12 protein-coding genes, 2 tRNA genes and 2 pseudogenes are annotated in these 15,993 nt (G+C 67.1%); 4 read left to right on the plus strand and 12 right to left on the minus strand.

The window, feature by feature from the left end:
• Positions 1 to 309: 309 nt before the first annotated feature.
• The 6 genes from HWY45_RS23870 to tig form a co-directional block, all read right to left on the minus strand.
• A tRNA-Asp gene (locus tag HWY45_RS23870) sits at positions 310 to 386 on the minus strand.
• A gap of 23 nt (positions 387 to 409) precedes the next feature.
• Positions 410 to 485, minus strand: a tRNA-Val gene (locus tag HWY45_RS23875).
• A 182-nt stretch (positions 486 to 667) separates the two neighbouring features.
• A complete protein-coding gene (gene lon / locus HWY45_RS23880) occupies positions 668 to 3,091 on the minus strand; it encodes an endopeptidase La (RefSeq protein WP_059567391.1) in 2,424 nt (807 codons plus the stop codon).
• Between the two features lie 195 nt (positions 3,092 to 3,286).
• On the minus strand, positions 3,287 to 4,558 hold the full coding sequence (clpX, locus tag HWY45_RS23885) for an ATP-dependent Clp protease ATP-binding subunit ClpX (RefSeq protein ID WP_010092138.1): 1,272 nt from the start codon (positions 4,556 to 4,558) through the stop codon (positions 3,287 to 3,289).
• 156 nt (positions 4,559 to 4,714) lie between these two features.
• On the minus strand, positions 4,715 to 5,368 hold the full coding sequence (clpP, locus tag HWY45_RS23890; RefSeq protein ID WP_010092137.1) for an ATP-dependent Clp endopeptidase proteolytic subunit ClpP: 654 nt from the start codon (positions 5,366 to 5,368) through the stop codon (positions 4,715 to 4,717).
• A gap of 140 nt (positions 5,369 to 5,508) precedes the next feature.
• A complete protein-coding gene (tig, locus tag HWY45_RS23895) occupies positions 5,509 to 6,855 on the minus strand; it encodes a trigger factor (RefSeq protein WP_059567393.1) in 1,347 nt (448 codons plus the stop codon).
• A 369-nt stretch (positions 6,856 to 7,224) separates the two neighbouring features.
• On the opposite strand from tig, the gene HWY45_RS23900 reads away from it, so the two are divergent.
• A complete protein-coding gene (locus HWY45_RS23900; protein WP_059885107.1) occupies positions 7,225 to 8,370 on the plus strand; it encodes a glycerate kinase in 1,146 nt (381 codons plus the stop codon).
• Positions 8,371 to 8,432: 62 nt separating this feature from the next.
• Positions 8,433 to 8,882, plus strand: a complete 450-nt coding sequence (locus tag HWY45_RS23905) for a MarR family winged helix-turn-helix transcriptional regulator (RefSeq protein WP_059885109.1) — start codon at positions 8,433 to 8,435, stop codon at positions 8,880 to 8,882.
• 66 nt (positions 8,883 to 8,948) lie between these two features.
• Here the strand turns inward: HWY45_RS23905 and HWY45_RS23910 are convergent, their stop codons facing one another.
• Together HWY45_RS23910 and HWY45_RS23915 are read right to left on the minus strand one after the other, a co-directional pair.
• A complete protein-coding gene (locus tag HWY45_RS23910; protein WP_059809504.1) occupies positions 8,949 to 9,947 on the minus strand; it encodes a 2-dehydropantoate 2-reductase in 999 nt (332 codons plus the stop codon).
• 80 nt (positions 9,948 to 10,027) lie between these two features.
• A pseudogene (locus HWY45_RS23915) lies at positions 10,028 to 10,180 on the minus strand (LuxR C-terminal-related transcriptional regulator); the annotation flags it as partial.
• Here HWY45_RS23915 and HWY45_RS23920 point away from each other — a divergent pair.
• Positions 10,181 to 10,407 (plus strand): annotated as a pseudogene (locus HWY45_RS23920) (class II histone deacetylase); the annotation flags it as partial. It lies immediately after the preceding pseudogene.
• Between the two features lie 107 nt (positions 10,408 to 10,514).
• Positions 10,515 to 10,730 (plus strand): hypothetical protein, encoded by a 216-nt coding sequence (locus HWY45_RS23925; protein ID WP_017332029.1) that lies wholly within the window; start codon positions 10,515 to 10,517, stop codon positions 10,728 to 10,730.
• Positions 10,731 to 10,759: 29 nt separating this feature from the next.
• Here HWY45_RS23925 and HWY45_RS23930 read toward each other — a convergent pair whose 3' ends face one another.
• The 4 genes from HWY45_RS23930 to HWY45_RS23945 form a co-directional block, all read right to left on the minus strand.
• Positions 10,760 to 11,803, minus strand: coding sequence for a DUF4438 domain-containing protein (locus tag HWY45_RS23930; RefSeq protein WP_059885113.1), 1,044 nt, complete (start codon positions 11,801 to 11,803; stop codon positions 10,760 to 10,762).
• 71 nt (positions 11,804 to 11,874) lie between these two features.
• A complete protein-coding gene (locus tag HWY45_RS23935; RefSeq protein ID WP_059885114.1) occupies positions 11,875 to 12,726 on the minus strand; it encodes a hypothetical protein in 852 nt (283 codons plus the stop codon).
• 22 nt (positions 12,727 to 12,748) lie between these two features.
• Positions 12,749 to 13,837 carry a hypothetical protein gene (locus HWY45_RS23940; RefSeq protein ID WP_059567407.1) on the minus strand — a complete coding sequence of 363 codons (1,089 nt, stop codon included), beginning with the start codon at positions 13,835 to 13,837 and terminating at the stop codon, positions 12,749 to 12,751.
• A 65-nt stretch (positions 13,838 to 13,902) separates the two neighbouring features.
• Positions 13,903 to 15,990 (minus strand): hypothetical protein, encoded by a 2,088-nt coding sequence (locus HWY45_RS23945; RefSeq protein ID WP_059885116.1) that lies wholly within the window; start codon positions 15,988 to 15,990, stop codon positions 13,903 to 13,905.
• Positions 15,991 to 15,993: the final 3 nt, after the last annotated feature.

The raw sequence follows: 15,993 nt of genomic DNA on the forward strand, positions 1-15,993 counted from the left end.
GGAAAATTGGACAAAACGTCCGATATTACAACAGCGGGCGGGAAAAAAGCGAAACTGACGCCGTGCTGGTGCAGGCACAAACGACCGACAAACAAAAATGCCCGCACGAGGCGGGCATTTATTGTTTTGGCGGAGCGGACGGGACTCGCCTACATCCTGCAGGCCGCGGATGCGCCTGCAGGCGCATCCCTTCGAGTCCCGCCGGAAGCCGCGCAGGCGGCTTCCTCCACTCCACAGCCACGTGCCCGCCCGCGGGCACAAGAAAAGCTACAAACAAAAATGCCCGCACAAGGCGGGCATTTATTGTTTTGGCGGAGCGGACGGGACTCGAACCCGCGACCCCCGGCGTGACAGGCCGGTATTCTAACCGACTGAACTACCGCTCCTTGGTCTTGCAGAATCACGAAACTGGTGGGTGCTGAGAGGCTCGAACTCCCGACCTACGCCTTGTAAGGGCGCCGCTCTACCAACTGAGCTAAGCACCCGCTTCGGATTCAATCTGGCTGCGATCTGCGTTTCGGCATCAACAACCAGCGAGCCCGCTACTTTAACCCATCCATCAACACTTTGCCAGCCCCCGAAACGCGAAATTTTTTGCAGCGCCGCGAACACATAAAAAAAACCCGCGGACACGCCGCGGGTTTCGTGAACAACCGTCACATGAGGCTCAGTGCTTGACGACTTCCGTCGAGCCGGCATCCTTCGCCGTTTCCGCGACCGGGGCCGCGGCCTTCGCCTCTTCTTCCGGCGGCAGCGGCGTCGGCGCGCGTTCGAGCGCGAGCTCGAGCACCTTGTCGATCCAGCGGACCGGCACGATCTCGATCGCGTTCTTCACGTTGTCCGGAATCTCCGCGAGATCCTTCACGTTCTCTTCCGGAATCAGCACGAGCTTGATGCCGCCGCGATGCGCCGCGAGCAGCTTCTCCTTCAGGCCGCCGATCGGCAGGACTTCGCCGCGCAGCGTGATTTCGCCCGTCATCGCGACATCGGCGCGCACGGGAATGCCCGTCAGCACCGACACCAGCGCGGTCGTCATCGCACCGCCAGCGGACGGACCGTCCTTCGGCGTCGCGCCTTCCGGCACGTGGATGTGGATGTCCTGCTTCTCGAACGCTTCGTCCTTGATGCCCAGACGCCGCGAACGCGAACGCACGACCGAACGCGCGGCCTCGACCGATTCCTTCATCACGTCGCCGAGCGAACCCGTGCGGATCACGTTGCCCTTGCCCGGCATCACCGCGGCTTCGATCGTCAGCAGGTCGCCGCCGACTTCCGTCCACGCGAGGCCCGTCACCTGGCCAACCTGGTTTTCCTTCGCCGCGAGGCCGAAGTCGTACTTGCGCACGCCGAGGAACGTATCGAGATTCTCGCCATCGACCTTGATCGCGCCCGATGCCTTCTTCAGCAGCAGCATCTTCACGACCTTGCGGCAGATCTTCGACACTTCCCGCTCGAGCGAACGCACACCGGCTTCGCGCGTGTAGTAGCGGATGATGTCGCGGATCGCCTGCTCGGTGACCTCGATCTCGCCTTCCTTCAGGCCGTTGTTCTTCTTCTGCTTCGGCAGCAGGTAGCGCTGCGCGATGCTGACCTTCTCGTCTTCCGTGTAGCCCGACAGGCGGATCACTTCCATCCGGTCGAGCAGCGGCGGCGGGATGTTCAGCGAGTTCGACGTCGCGACGAACATCACGTCCGACAGGTCGAAGTCGACCTCGATGTAGTGATCGGCGAACGTGTGGTTCTGTTCCGGATCGAGCACTTCGAGCAGCGCCGACGACGGATCGCCACGGAAATCCATGCCCATCTTGTCGACTTCGTCGAGCAGGAACAGCGGATTGCGCACGCCGACCTTGGTCAGGCTCTGCAGGATCTTGCCCGGCATCGAACCGATATACGTGCGACGGTGGCCGCGGATCTCGGCTTCGTCACGCACGCCGCCGAGCGCCATGCGGACGAACTTGCGGTTCGTCGCGCGCGCGATCGACTGGCCGAGCGAGGTCTTGCCGACGCCCGGAGGCCCGACGAGGCACAGGATCGGCGCCTTGACCTTGTCGACGCGCTGCTGCACCGCGAGATACTCGAGGATCCGTTCCTTGACCTTCTCGAGGCCGAAGTGATCCTCGTCGAGCACCTGCTCGGCGTTCGACAGGTCGTTGTTGACCTTGCTCTTCTTGCGCCACGGCAGGCCGATCAGCGTGTCGATGTAGTTGCGCACGACGGTGGCTTCCGCCGACATCGGCGACATCAGCTTCAGCTTCTTCAGCTCGGCGTCGGCCTTCTTCTTCGCTTCCTTCGGCATGCGCGCGGCGTTGATGCGCTTCTCGAGTTCCTCGAGGTCCGCACCCTCTTCGCCTTCGCCCAGTTCCTTCTGGATCGCCTTGACCTGTTCGTTCAGGTAGTACTCGCGCTGGCTCTTCTCCATCTGGCGCTTCACGCGCCCGCGGATGCGCTTTTCGACCTGCAGGATGTCGATCTCGGCTTCGAGCTGCGCGAGCAGGTGCTCGAGGCGCTCGACGACCGGGAACATCTCGAGGATGTGCTGCTTCTGGTCGAGCTTCAGCGGCAGGTGCGCGGCGATGGTGTCCGCGAGCCGGCCCGCTTCGTCGATGCCCGACAGCGACGTGAGGATCTCCGGCGGGATCTTCTTGTTCAGCTTCACGTACTGGTCGAACTGCGACACGATCGCGCGGCGCAGCGCTTCCGTTTCCGCGCTGTCCGCATGATCCGGTTCGAGCGGCAGGACTTCGCACGAGAATTGCGTTTCCTGCTCCTCGATCGACAGCGCCTTCGCGCGCTGCAGGCCTTCGACCAGCACCTTCACGGTGCCGTCCGGCAGCTTCAGCATCTGGAGGATGTTCGCGACGCAGCCGACCTCGTACATGTCCTTTTCGGTCGGCTCGTCCTTGGCCGCGGTTTTCTGGGCGACCAGCATGATGTGCTTGCCGCCTTCCATCGCTGCTTCGAGGGCCTTGATCGATTTCGGCCGGCCCACGAAGAGCGGAATCACCATGTGCGGGAAAACGACGACGTCCCGCAGCGGCAGCAGCGGGAGCGTGATGCGTTCCGGCGGGAGAAGTTGGGTGCCTGACATTTCATTTCCCCATGAGTGGAATCAATTGTTCGGTAATTGAGGCCGGCACTTCGGATTGCAAGGCCTTCAAGCGTGGGAAATATTCGGTAAGAAAGTAACCGCCGCGTGTCGAGTCAGATTACCCACAAGATAAACGAAAAAAAGCCGTCCACGCTTTGATGAACGGCTTTTTTCGTCAGTACATCGTCAAGCCGGTCAATTCGAACCCGCCACCTTCGGCGTGTCCTCGTAGATCAGCAGCGGCTTGCCGTCGCCGTCGATGACGTTCTCGTCGATGATGACTTTGCTGACCCCTTTCATCGTCGGCAATTCATACATCACGTCGAGCAGCGCCTGTTCGATGATCGAACGCAGGCCGCGCGCGCCGGTCTTGCGGCGGATCGCCTTGCGGGCGACTGCCTGCAGCGCGGCCGGGCGGATTTCCAGCTCGACGCGCTCCATCGCGAACAGCTTGTGATACTGCTTGACGAGCGCGTTCTTCGGCTCGACGAGAATCTTCATCAGCGCAGCCTCGTCCAGCTTGCCGAGCGTCGCGACGACGGGCAGGCGGCCGATCAATTCGGGGATCAGACCGAATTTGATCAGATCCTCCGGCTCGACCTCACGCAGCACCTCGCCGGCATCGCGCTCCTGCTTGCTCTTGACCGTCGCGCCGAAGCCGATGCCCGTTTTCTCGGTACGGTCGGTGATCACCTTCTCCAGCCCGTCGAACGCACCGCCGCAGATGAACAGGATGTTGGTCGTGTCGACCTGGATGAAATCCTGGTTCGGATGCTTGCGGCCTCCCTGCGGCGGCACCGACGCCATCGTGCCCTCGACGAGCTTCAGCAGCGCCTGCTGGACGCCCTCGCCCGACACGTCGCGGGTGATCGACGGGTTGTCCGACTTGCGGCTGATCTTGTCGATTTCGTCGATGTAGACGATCCCGCGCTGGGCCTTCTCGACCTCGTAGTTGCAGTTCTGCAACAGCTTCTGGATGATGTTCTCGACGTCCTCGCCGACGTAGCCGGCTTCGGTCAGCGTCGTCGCATCGGCGATCACGAACGGCACGTTCAAGAGACGGGCCAGCGTCTGCGCGAGCAGCGTCTTGCCGGAGCCCGTCGGGCCGATCAGCAGGATGTTGCTCTTCGACAGCTCGACGTCGTCCTTCTTGTCGAGATGCTTGAGACGCTTGTAGTGGTTGTAGACGGCCACCGCGAGGATCTTCTTCGCGCGCTCCTGCCCGATCACGTACTGATCGAGGATGTCGCGAATTTCCTGCGGGCTCGGCAGATCCGACCGGGACAGGCTGGCCTCGACGCCCGCGGCTGCCGCCTCGTCGCGAATGATCTCGTTGCATAGGTCGATACATTCATCGCAGATGAAGACCGACGGGCCGGCAATGAGTTTTTTCACCTCATGCTGGCTCTTGCCGCAGAACGAGCAATACAACAGCTTCTCGCTGTTCGAACCTTTTTTGTCCGCCATGAATGTATGAGCCTCCGGACAGGTAAATGACATGATACGCCGATGCTCCGGGCGCCACGACCTAGGGCGCGACCGGAGTCGGCTGGATGCGCTTGCCGCAGATGCTCAGGGCGTATCGGGACGTGCCGGCCCTAATGGGGCGGCACCCCACTAAGTTCACGGACGCTTCAGCAGCACCTGATCGATCAGCCCGTACGCCTTCGCGTCCTCGCTCGACATGAAGTTATCACGGTCGGTATCGCGCGCGATGCGCTCGACGTCCTGGCCCGTGTGCTGCGCGAGCAGCTGGTTGAGCCGTTCCTTCAGGTAGAGGATTTCGCGTGCCTGGATCTCGATATCCGACGCCTGGCCGCGCGCGCCGCCGAGCGGCTGGTGAATCATCACGCGCGAGTTCGGCAGCGCGAAGCGCTTGCCCTTCGCGCCCGACGCGAGCAGGAACGCGCCCATGCTGGCCGCGAGCCCCATGCACAGCGTCGACACGTCCGGCTTGATGAACTGCATCGTGTCGTAGATCGCCATGCCGGCCGATACCGAGCCGCCCGGGCTGTTGATGTACAGGCTGATGTCCTTGTCCGGATTCTCGCTTTCGAGGAACAGCAGCTGCGCCACCACGAGGTTGGCGGTCTGGTCGTTGACTTCGCCGACCATGAACACGAGGCGCTCCTTCAGGAGACGCGAATAGATGTCGTACGAACGCTCGCCGCGGCCGCTCGTTTCGACGACGATCGGAACCAGCCCCAGCGCCTGGGCCTCGAAGCCCTGCGGCGCGTTCGAAGCAAGCATGTCAAGCAATTCAGCGCGAGTGATCATTCAATGAACCTTGTTCGAATTGAAAATGGAACGGAGGAAAGCCGCCCGCTCAATCGCCATATTAATGGCAACCGCGCGCCTGACGTAAAAACGGCGTGCGGGCCGTCGCTCCGACAGCCGGCACGCCGCTAGAGCGACACTTACGCTTGCGCCGATGCGCTCGCGAGTGCCTCGAAGCTCACTTCCTTGTCCGTCACCTTCGCCTTGCCCAGCACGAAATCGACGACGTTGCTTTCAACGACGAACGCTTCCATCTCGGCGAGACGCTGCTGGTTCGAATAATACCAGCGGACCACTTCCTTCGGGTCTTCGTAGCTCTTCGCGAACTCGTCGACTTCCGCACGGATCTGCTCCGGCTTCGCTTCCAGGTTGTTCGCCTTCACCAGCTCGGCGAGCACGAGGCCCAACTTCACGCGGCGCTCGGCCTGCTCGGCGAACATTTCCGCCGGGATCGGCGCATCCTTCGCGTTCGGCACGCCGCGTTGCGCGAGGTCCTGGCGCGCCATTTCGACGAGGCGTTGCTGGTCCTGCTCGATCAGCGCCTTCGGCACCTCGAGTTCGGAAATCTTCAGCAGCGCGTCCATCACCTGGTTCTTGACGATCGACTGCGTGCGGCGCTTTGCCTCACGCTCGAGGTTTTCCTTGATCTCGCCGCGCATCTTGGCCAGATCGCCGTCTTCGATGCCGAGCGACTTCGCGAAGTCGGCGTCGATTTCCGGCAGGTGCGGCCATTCGATCTTCTTCATCGTGACCGTGAACTGGGCCGTCTTGCCGGCCACGTCCTTGCCGTGGTAATCGTCCGGGAACTTCAGGTCGAACTGGCGCGATTCGCCGGCCTTCAGGCCCAGCGCAGCCGTTTCGAATTCCGGCAGCATGCGGCCTTCGCCGAGCACGAACGGGAAGTCTTCCGCGGTGCCGCCCTGGAATGCGACGTCGTCGATCTTGCCGACGAAGTCGACCGTCACGCGGTCGCCGTTCTTGGCTGCGGTGTCCGCGCCGCCGTCGCCGTGCTCGCCGGCTTCGCCGCGTGCGTGGAAGTGCACGCGCTGCTTGCGCAGGATGTCGAGCGTGCGGTCGATTTCCGCGTCGCCGATCGACGTGGTCGAGCGCTCGACTTCAGCCGTCGCCAGATCGCCGATCTTCACTTCCGGGTAGACCTCGAACGTCGCGTCGAACGCGTATGCGTCTTCCGCCTGCTCCTGCTTCGGCGCGAAGCTCGGCTGGCCGGCCACGCGCAGGTTTTCCGCGCGGCTGATCGTGAAGAATTCCTGGCCGATCTTGTCGCTCAGCACTTCCGCCTCGACCTGACCCGCATATTGCTGCGCGACCATCTTCAGCGGCACCTTGCCCGGGCGGAAACCCGGCATGCGCACGTTCTTCGCGAGTTTCTGGATACGGGCGTCGATTTCCTTCTGCACCGTGTCTTTCGGCAGGGAAATCGTCACACGGCGTTCAAGCTTGCCGAGGTTTTCAACAACGTTAGCCATGGCTTCAATCGTCCTAAAATTATTCGAGCGAATCGGGTTTTCCTTGCCGTGCCTGCCTGGCGGCGTGATCGCACGCCGCGCCGGGGCGCCACGCCATCCATGCAAGCGCCGGGTGGGCAAGCGCAAGCGGCTCGGAGCACGGCTTTGGCCGGAAGAATCGACTATTCTAGCAAACAATTTTCCCTGTACCTCCAGATCCGCGCGCCGCGTGCGCGCAGCCGCCGCGCGGCACCCGGCGATGCACGCGGATCGCCGTTATGCCGCGCGCCATATCCACGCCGGCCCGCCATCCTGTAAGCTCCGATAGAGATCCCGCCGTGTTTGCGCGGCGCCGTTTCGTCCGACCAAACCAAGCCTTACGGAGACACCATGCCGCATCACCCGTCCGCGCCTGTCGTCGTCATCGCGCCCGATTCGTTCAAAGGCTCGCTTTCCGCGGCGCAGGTCGCGGACGCGATCGCCTCGGGCATCCGCCGCGCGCGGCCCGACGCCGTGGTGCGCTGCTGCCCGATGGCCGACGGCGGCGAAGGCACGCTCGACGCGATGCTCTCCGGCTGCGGCACGCGGCGCACGATGCGGGTGGCCGGCGCGTCGCTCGCGGCGCGCGACGCCGCGCTCGGCGTGATCGACGCGCGCACCGCGATCGTCGAGACGGCCGAGATCGTCGGCATCACCGATCCGGCCGGGATGAGCGTGCCGGTCGACGCGCGCAGCACGCGCGGGATGGGCGACGCGATTCGCCAATTGCTCGATGACGGCGTGCGCCGGTTCTTCGTCGCGCTCGGCGGCAGCAGCACCAACGATGCGGGCGCGGGGCTCCTCGCGGGGCTCGGGCTGCGCTGCCTCGACGCGGCCGGCCAGCCGGTCGAGCCGGTGCCGGCGCGCCTTGCCGAGATCGTGCGAATCGACGCGTCCGGGCTCGACCCGCGCGTCGCGGAAGCGGAATTCATCGGCATGTCCGACGTCGACAACCCGCTGACGGGCGCGCATGGCGCCACCGCGGTGTTCGGCCCGCAAAAGGGCGTGACGCCCGAGCAGGTCGCGACCCTCGATGCGGCGCTCGGCCATTTCGCCGACCTGCTCGAAGCGGCGCTCGACCGCCGCGGCCGCAACCTGCCGGGCGCCGGCGCGGCGGGCGGCCTCGGCTTCGCGCTGCACATGCTCGGCGCGCGCTTCGAAGCCGGCGCGGAAGTCGTCGCACGTCAGGTCGGGCTCGACGCGGCGCTCGCGGGCGCCGACTGGCTGATCACCGGCGAGGGCCGCTCTGACGTGCAGACGCTGCACGGCAAGGCGCCGTTCATCGCGTGCCGTCACGCGCAGGCCGCGGGCGTGCCGGCGTCGCTGCTGTCGGGCGCCGTCGACCCGGCCGCGCTGCCGCGCCTGTCCGAACATTTTTCCGGGTGCTTCTCGCCTGCGCCGGGTCCGATCACGCTCGACGTCGCGATCCGCGACGCCGCGAACCTGCTCGCGAACGAGGCGGAGCAGCTGACACGCCTGAAATACGGCACGCGCTGACCGTTGACCCGAGCGCGCGATACAGGAACAATCGGGCCCGCCCTTTTTCTTCAGGATTCGACATGAAAGGCCGTCAAGCCGGGCTCGATCAGTATCTGACCTATCGCCTCCACGTGCTCACGAAGCGCTCCGACCGCGGGATCGGCGAAGTGTACCGGGACAAGCTCGGCATCTCGCTGCCCGAGGCGCGCGTGATCGCAGCCGTCGGCGCGTTCGGCCCGTTCTCGATCATGGAGCTCGCGCGCCACACCAACCTCGACAAGAGCCAGGCGAGCCGCGCGGCCGAGGCCCTGCTGCAGCAGGGCCTGCTCGAACGCAGCGCGAGCGAGGAAGACGGCCGGATCGTGCTGATCGCGCTGACGCCGGACGGCCGCGCGCTGCATCGGAAAATCATGCCGATCGTGCGCAAATGGAACGACGGGCTGCTCGCGTGCCTGTCCGACAGCGAGCGCAACACGTTCGAGCGGCTGCTGGACAAGGTCGTCGCCCACACGCTCGAGCGCGACGAGTAACGCGCGCGACGCGCGATTCACGGCGCGCCGGCACGTCCGCCCGGGCATCATCCCGGCGCTCTGCCCCTATAGTCCGCTGTTCGCTGCGCGCTGGCGCAACAGGCCGAGCACCGCGTCGCAATACGGCGTCGGCACGCCGAGCTTGCGCCCCAGCTCCGGAAACACCCCCAGGATCGGCCCGACCTCGAGCGGCCGCCCCGCGTCGAAGTCCTGCAGCATCGACGTCCGGAACGCGCCGAGCTTGCGCGTCACCGCGATGCGCTCCGGTGCGCTCATGCCGGTGGACAGGCCGAGCTTCTCGCCGATCGCGGCCGCCTCCTCCATCATCCGCAGCGCCAGCGCGTGCGTGAACGGATCGTCGAGCAGCCGGTCGGCCGTCGAGCCCGTCAGCGCGCTCAGCGGATTCATGTTCATGTTGCCCCACAGCTTCGCCCAGATCTCGGTGCGGATCGCGGGCGTCACCTCCACGTCGAAGCCGCCGGCGGCCAGCGCCGCCGCGAACCGCGATGCGGCGCCTTCGAGCGCCGGCGCGGGCGCCCCGACGATCAGGCGATTGCCGCGCCCGCGGCGCACGACACCCGGCGCGTCGGTGCTCGCCGACAGGTGCACGACGCAGCCGATCGCCTGCGCCGGTGGCAGCGCCGCGGACACCGCGCCGCCCGGGTCGACCGCCTCGAGCGGCACGCCGTCGAGCGGCCCGGCACACCCGTGCGTGAACCACCACGGCAGGCCGTTCATCGCCGCGACGATCACCGTGCGCGGCCCGACGAGCGGCGCGAGGCGCGCGGCCACGCCCGGCAGCGCCTGCGCCTTCAGCGCGATCACCACGTAGTCCTGCACGCCGAGCGCCGCCGCGTCGTCGCTCGCGTCGAGCGCCACCGACGTCTGCGCGCCCGTTTCATCCAGCACGCGCATGCCGTGCGCGTTCAGCGCGTCGAGTGTCGCACCGCGCGCATAGGCGCTCACCTGCATGCCGGCCCGCGCGAGCGCGGCCGCGAGCAGTCCGCCGATCGCGCCGGCGCCGACGATTGCCGCGCGCACCGGCCCTGAATTCGTCTCGTTCATGGTGGGATTCCGTCTCCTCGAAGCTGACGAGCATAGCGCTCAATGGTTGCGCGCACAACCATCACCGCGCACGGCCATGCTCAGTCCCGCTCGCTGCCCGCGCCGAGCACGCTCGCGATCTGGCTCTTGTCGTGCATGCCGAGCTTGCGGTATGCGCAGCGCAGGTAGTGCCGCACGGTGGTCGGCGAGATCGCCATCTGCTGCGCGACCTCCTTGTGCGAGCACCTGGCGCCGCCGCGCAGCGGCTGTGCGCCGGGCGGCTCGTAGTCGTTCACGAAGGCGGCTACTCGGAGGCATACGTGCCGTTCTGCGGGCTCGCGATCGTCGAGGCGCTGGCGGGGGTGCGCACCGGCGCGCCGACCCGATGCTCGAGCTCGCGATCGCGCAGCAGCCCGGCGAACGGTTCCTCGCGTTCCAGCGCAGGCTGCTCGACGAGCTTGCGGCGTCGTTCGGCCTGTGACGCCTGCCGCGCGCGGCGATACGTCGTGCGGCAAGCCTTGCGCGATCGGCGCGGATGCGGTCTCCTGTGCGTTTGCGCTCACCGGGCCAGGAACCCGCACTCTTCCGATGAAACCGTCCCCGCACGAGAAGCCGCGCCGCCGGCCGTCGACCCTGATGCTGAATATCGTCGCGATACTCGTCGGCCTCGTCACGTTCGCGATCGGCGCCGGTTGGGTGATCTACAGCTGGATCGTCGACCGCGAAGCGCAGTATTTCGCGATTCCGCTGGTGTTCTCGGTACCCGTGATCGTCGCGGTCGCGATCCGGAGTTTCTGGGACTAGCAGCGCCGCAACGCCAGGCACCGCGCGCTTCACGCCATTCCCGCGCGACCGCCTGCGTCGAACGCCAGCCGCGCAGGCGGCTCGCGCAGCACGCGACGGCGCCGGCAGTCGATCTCGGCAAGCGTCGGGCGCTCTCGCGGCACCGCCGCACGGCGGATCCCGAAGATCTCGGCGAGATTCGCGCGCGGCGCGTGCATCGGGATCAGCACGTCGGCGGGGCCGGTCAGCAACGGCGTCACGCCGGGGCCATGGCCGCTGACCGTGCTGTCGCCGTGCACGATGACGCCGATGGTCACGCGGCCCGAATGATAGAGCGGGCCGCGGCGCGTATCGGCATCGGTGATCGCCACCATGTCGCCGAAGCGCAGGCTGCCGAGCCGGTAGCGTTCGCGGGTCGGCCGGTCGGACAGCTGGATGTCGTAATCGCCGCGCCATGCGGTGTTCTTGCCGAGGCCCGAGCCCATCAGGCGCGACGGCACGAGATGGGTGACCGGCACGTGCAGGCGCCCGTCCCGCGCCAGGATGCCCCAGCGGCGCAGCAGGCGCGGCGCGCAGTTCAGCACCTCGACGCGCGGCCACGCCGGCAGCCGCAGCCCGAGGCCGTGCGACACGATCTGCACGCGATCGCCGATCCGCAGCCGCATCAGCACGTCGGTCGGGAAATCCACCAGCACATGATTGACGCCGCCGTGCTTGCCGGTGACCATCCCGACCTTGCCGCAGCATGGCCCGCTGACCACCCGCGCCACATTGCCGACGCACGCGGCGGTCATCAGCGCGTTGTTGGGGCCGTCGCGCGGGCCGGTCACTTCGCGGCCGTTGTTGTGCAGCGCGACGCCGGGCTCCACATGGTCGCCGGCGAGGCCGACGCACAGATCGCCGATCCGCTTGTTCAGCGCGATGCCGCCGGTGCCGGGCAGCACGCGCGCGACACCGTCGTAGCCGATGCGATAGGCCGACGCCTGGCCGACCGGATGCGCGATCTGGCCGGCGACGGTGGTGGCGACCAGCTGGTCGGCGTTGATGCGTGGGCCCGTGCGGCCGTCACGCGGGATCGACAGGCTGCGGCTCATCGCGAATCTCCGATAGAGGGCGCCGGCTCGCCGCGCCGCCATCGCGGCGCAGCAGCGCGACACGTTGCCGCTTACAGGTAGTACCACCACGCGCGCACGTCGTCCCACGGGTTCGCGGCCGCGATCCGGTCCGGCGTACCCGGCCCTTCCTCCGCGCAAGGCTGGACGGGCATCCACCCCGCCTCGCGCATCGCCGGCACGACGTTCACATGCAACGCGACCAGCGGCGGCAGCGCCTGCGCCAGGCTTGCCAGCCCCGCCGCCGCGAGCGCGTCGCGCAGCAACGTCCGCTCGGCGGCGAACAGCGACGCGGACCGCTCGTCCGGCAACGGATCGAGCAGCCGCGCAGGGTGGCCGATGCGCGCGAGCGCCTGCACCGGCCAAGGCTCCCGCTCCGCCATCGCGGCCGTCAGCACCAGCGCGCCGTCCAGCGCCGCCGACAACGCGAGTGTGTCGACGCTCGCCTCGCGGTGATCCCAGCGTGACGGCCAGATGCCATGCAGCGGCGCGTCTTCAGGCCGCAGGCGCATCAGCAGCGCCTCGGCCAACGTTTCGTAATCCATGACGATGCCCGGATCGACGGCGCCGTCCAGCTGCGACTCGGCCAGGTTGTCGCCGATCCAGCGGAACGGCCACGCGCCCGCATCGGTGGCGTCGCGCAGCGCGATCCACGCGCGCAGCACGTCGGCCACCGGCCAGCGCGCGTCGGCGTCGTCGCGCTGCGACGCGGCGGCGAGACCGGGCAGCAGCAGCTCGCTCGCATCGATCACCTGCCAGAAGCTGCGCGTGAGCCACGGCTCCAGCACCCGCGACAGCCGCAACGCGAACGGCAGGCCGACGCGCGAGCCGAGCACCAGCGCCGGGTCGAGCACGCAAGCGAGCTTGCGGCTTCGCACCGAGACCAGCATGTCGTCCGCGCGCATGGCCGTTCACCCGCTCGCCGCGTCACGCGCTGATCGCCTGCGGGACGCCCAGCACGCTCTTCAGCGCAGGCGTCACGCCGGGGAAGCCGCGCCCTTCCGGCGTCATCCGGTAGGCCGCGAGCCACGCTTCCGCATGCGCGCCCATCGGCCGCACGACGTTCTGGAACAGGATCGGGTCGATCGCAGTCTTGAAATCGTTGTCGGCGACGAACTGCAGCATCCGCCGGCCGCTCTCGGCCATCTTGGCGCGCTGCGACGGCTCGGCCACCCCGCCGAGGTAGCGGTTCGACACGATCTCGACGACATCCCACTTGGTGTTCGCGTCGAACGCCTTCTTGATGTCCGGCGAATCCAGCAGCTTCAGCACCTGGATCAGGTAGTGCCCCGTCTCCATCGCCAGCGCGAAGATATTGCCGTAGGTCGAGCGGTCCAGCGCGTAACGCAGGTCGAGGCCGATGCGCTGGATCGTGCCGACGCTGCCGAACGGCCGCTGGTCGATCAGCTGGCCGCCGCGGATCACCTCGCCGATCAGCAGATCGCGGAAGTACTGGCCGATCGCGACCATGAAGCCGACCATCTGCCGATGGAAGTTGCGGTTGACGATCGCGCCGGCCGGCGCCTGCGCGTTGCCGTAGCTGAACGCGCGGCGATAGGCGATCATCCGGTCGGCCTTCTTGTAGCGGATCGGCTGCCACTTCTCGAGCAGGTACAGGCCGCGCGCGCCGGGGCCGCGCTGGATCCGCATCTTGCCGAGCCGGAACAGGCGCAGCAGCGTCTCCACCACCTCGAAGATCTTCATCCGCTCGTGCTGGTAGATGTAGTACAGCTCGGCCGCGGCATGCAGCTGACTCGGCACGATCGAATCGTCGAAATCCGGCTGCAGCGACGGATAGGCGATCTTGTCGAAGCCCACCTCGCCCTGCGGGCCGAGGCCCAGCAGGTCGAAGAAGCCGGCGTCGCCGCCGCCGTTCGGCTTGCCCAGCAGTTCGCCGAAACGCTGTTCGAACTGGTTGGAGAACGCTTCCCGCTGATCGGGCGGCATGCTCGCGAGCTGCTCCTGCAGGAACGTGTCCCACAGGCGCTGGATCGTCTCGTTGGTCTGAAAGTTCATGGCCTACTCCTGTGAGCGAAGTCGATGCGCGGAACGAACGACGGGCGTGGTGCGGCGTGCCGCCATCAAGCGCCGCTCTCGCCGTTGGGGCTTTGCCGCGGCCGCGACCGCCGCCGGCCGTTCACCACCTCGACATCGGTGCGGCCAGTGCCACCCTGCGCCGGTGACGGCAGTTGCGCGTTCTGCCCCGTCACCTCGGCATGGATGCGGGAGATATCGTCCCAGGAGGTTTCGGCGTCGCGCGGAATGCGCAGGTCACCCAGCCGATTCAGCCGATCGACGTGCATGCCTTCGTCCACGAGCCACAGGCCGCCATGCTGGAAGGCCGCGAGCACGCCGAGACCGGCGACGTCGAGACCCTCTTGCGCGTTCGAGCCTCCCACGGTCTTCTCCATCCCGCCGAAGACCTGGCCGACCGGCACGCAGCCGGAGGCCATCTGCTCGACGATCGGCCGCCAGTTTTCGTCGGTCTGCGCCTGCAGCATCAACTCGTGGCGCAGCCTCGCGCGCGCCGGAAGCGGCACGGTCAGGCCCGCGTCCTCGACGTTCGGGTACCGTGGCGCCACGTCGTGCCAGCCTTCGGCGGAACCGGGATCCCAGTAGGCCGCGAAGCGGCTGTGGTGATGCTTGCCCGCCTTCTGCGGGATCAGCAGTGCCTGCAGGTCGTTCAGTTGCTGGTCGACGCTCAGCGATTGACCGGCGTCCCGCGCGTTGTCGTCGAATGAACCGAGATAGGACAACGCGTCGACGTCCAGGGCCTGGGTCGAGGCTGCGGGCCTCGCCCAGCTCTGCGGGTAATGCGCCGCGAAGATCAGCACGCCGCAGGCCGCCGCCCGCAATTCGGGATCCCCGAAATCCTTGTCCCCGATCGCGTACAGGTCGATCGCGCGATCGATATCGAACAGGATCCGGTCGAGCACGATCTGCGCCTTGACCACGTTGTCGCTGCACATGCAGCGCGTCAGGCAGTCGATCGTCGACGCGAACTGGCCGCGCCGGTTGACCAGCTCGATCAGGCGGTTCTCCGCGGCGGTCAGTTGCGTCGAGCCGTACAGCCCGTACAGCAGCACCGTCGGCCGCGAGATCCGCAGCAGGCGGAATCCGCCGGAGTTGTTGAAGCCGTCGATGAAGAGCTGCAGCGCCTCCTGGAACCCGGCCAGCGCCGGCGACTGCGGATGTACCGCGTGCAGCGTGATCTGCACGAAGCGCTGGAAGCGGTTCAGCGGCGCCCACGCAGTCGCGCCCACGCGCCGCATGCCGCTCGTCGAGCCGCCGCCGGCCGCCTGCACGAGATCGTCCATCGCCCGCGCCAGTTCGGCTTCCGACAGCAGCGACCGGAGTTCGAGCTGGCCGCGCTCCTCGAGCACGCTGTAGAGCTGCCGGTACGCGTCGAGGCCGCGCGGCCAGGTGCTCTGGTTCAACGATTCCTGCGCGCCGCCGGACAGGTTGCGCAGCGCCACCAGCACCGCGTCGCGGCGCGCCTGCAGCTCGGAGTACGGCACCTGCAGCAGATAGCGGCCGCCCGCGAAGCCGTTGTTCGCGAGCGATTCGCCCATCAGCACCAGCAGCACCGCGCAGACTTCGTCCAGGCTCTGCGCGAGATTGCGGTAGTCCTCGTTGAGCTCCGGCGTCAGCGCGCCGATCAGCCGCGCGAGGCGCGCATATTCGCCGAGCTGGCGGCGCATCGCGAACGCGCGGTCGCGGCTGTATGCGTCGAGCCCCTGCTGCGCGGCGTTCACGCCATCGTCGATCAGGTCGTTGATCGCCGACTGCCACCCTTCCAGCTCGGGACGGATGTCCTTCGCGAGATTGCTGGACAGCAGCTCGGCCAGATCCTGGTCGACGTCGCCGCGCGCCTGGTCGAGATCGAGGCGGGTGGCGGTCGGGGCCGCCGCCGCCGCGGCCGGCAGCGACGGCGTGTTGAGGAACGGCAGCCCGCGCGCTTCGCCGCCGATCGCCTGCGCACGCGGATTGTTCTGGTAACGGTCGAGCAACGCGCGGGCGATCTGTGCCGGGTCGGCCGGATCGCCCACTTTCAGTTCGCGCCGGATCAGGTTGTCGAACGCGGTGCGCTGCGCGCCCGCGCTCGCCGGCGCGCTCGTCCCGCCGGACTGCGGCCAGCCGTTGTACGGAAGATTGGCGGGGATGGACATGGC

The organism is Burkholderia stagnalis (assembly GCF_902830275.1).
Classification (GTDB): Bacteria; Pseudomonadota; Gammaproteobacteria; order Burkholderiales; family Burkholderiaceae; genus Burkholderia; species Burkholderia stagnalis.